General features: G+C 32.1%; 1 protein-coding gene and 1 pseudogene. Both read right to left on the bottom strand.

Annotated features, from left to right (window positions below):
* Positions 1 to 143: 143 nt before the first annotated feature.
* Entirely contained in the window at positions 144 to 452 is a 309-nt protein-coding gene (locus BKH43_RS08330) for an ArsR family transcriptional regulator (protein WP_216358502.1), read from the bottom strand.
* Between the two features lie 677 nt (positions 453 to 1,129).
* Positions 1,130 to 1,933, bottom strand: a pseudogene (locus BKH43_RS08575) (hypothetical protein); the annotation flags it as partial.

A 1,933-nucleotide genomic window follows, 5' to 3' on the forward strand; every position in this document is an offset into this window, starting at 1 on the left:
AGACACTTTCGAAGTAACAGTATCAAAGTTACTTGATTTATCTAAAAGGATAGATGTGCCTTTTTCTTATTTTTTCTTAGATGAGCTTCCTGAAACAACAAATGTGATAGATAGCTTACTTAAGTCTGGTAGGTTACATATATTTAGAGATATATGAGATAGTCTTCTTTTGAATGTAATCTATAGCCAATACTTAAAATCATATCAAGATTGTAAAAGTCTATGTTGTAAGTTTTATTATCACTGGCAGTTGTTCGGAAATTCCGAACAACTGAATCTAAACTTAGCTCGCCTTCATCTAATATGTTTTTAATGTGCTCGCTTATGGTTGATTTGCTCTTTTTAAAAAGCTCTGCTATTTGATTTAGATTTAGCCAAAGTGTGCCATTTTCTAACATAACTTGAAGCTTTACTTCACCTATTGCATTGTTATAGAGTAGTACTTCACCCACCTTACTTTGTTCCTTTTTTTATATCTTAAGTAACCTTTGCTAATTATAGAGAAATTACAAATTTTTATTAAATATTAATCACCACTCTTTAAAAAAAATACTAAAAAATATCCAACAGTTTTACCAGAGCTTAATATAGTAAAACCATTTAGAAAGTTTGCTATAATTTCTACTAGAATGGTTGGATAAGGGTCCCTTATCTGTAAAAGTCTTGCGGTCGGACGTCTTGAGACTTCCCATCATCAATGTGTAAAATTATAAGCTGTTATAATCCAGTAGTTATGTCCTTCTTTATTATACCCCCTGCTTAATCCTACTTTGTACAACCTACTATTCTTTTTTAAAATTATCGTATTCACATTATGCTTATTTATAAGCACGCCTTTATTAACTATCTCGCTTAGTCCTTTTATAACTCCTTCTTCACCACTTCCAAAGGCACTAAAGTCATCCTTATGTTTAGTTAAAATCTTTTGAAGTCCTAATCTTTCATCTCCCCATACTAGATCTATATCTCCTAGTCCTTCTTTATAAAAAGCTCCTGCTACTTGTCCTTGTTTAACTTCTAGTAGATGAGTTATAGCTTCTTTAGGTTTGTGATAAAACTCTTTATAGTTAGTTCCAAACTCTTTTAAGCCTTCAGCCTGGGCTTGCTTTATATCTTCTTATGTTCTACTTTAGGGCTTATCCTTTTTAAGTTTCTTGTTATTCCTAGGCTTTCTTTTAGTATTAGGGCTATCTTTTTTAATATCTTTAGGAGATAAAGTAGCATCACTAGTTTTAGTAACATCAACTTCATCACCTAAACTACTAGCTTCTTGACTTGTTTTAGTAGCTTTGGTAGGATTGTTCTTGTGGGATGAAGCTTGTTTCCCTAGTGAGAGTGTGGAATCTTCAATACCCTCTTGCCCATCTATTTTAACTTCTATCTTTTCACCTTTATTTATCAAAGATTTTATATAGTTAAGCTTCCTAGTAGGCAAAGCAGTTAATACTATCTCTCCATCCTTTAGCGTACCAACTATATTTATAAGTAGTTTTTGTCCATCTTGTTCATAACTAAAAGGTTTTATAAAGTCTATAACTCCATCTTTATGGTGAACTTTTATAAGTGGGTCTTTTAAGGTTGGTTCTATAAGATTTAAGTAAGTTAACCTAGCCGTGTTATCAGACTTAGAGTTTATGTGTTCTAAAAAGTTATTAACGTTTTTAAAAGAGTGCACATCATCTATAAACTCTTCCACATCTACTTTAGGAGGCATAGCAGTAGCCTTGCTTTTTAGGTCTAGTGTTTGTATAAAAGCATCTTTTTGTTCTTTTGTATCTAAAATCTTAAAGCCTCCATCTTTAGAGACTTCTTGACTTGTTTTAGTAGCTTTGGTAGAATTTTCCTGTATATCAGTCTTGTTGGTTGAGGACGTGATATCTGTAAAAGCTTTCTGTGGCGAGTTTGTCCCGAAGTTTGGAGATTGATATATTTT

It is taken from the genome of Helicobacter sp. 13S00401-1, from assembly GCF_002272925.1.
GTDB lineage: Bacteria > Campylobacterota > Campylobacteria > Campylobacterales > Helicobacteraceae > Helicobacter_I.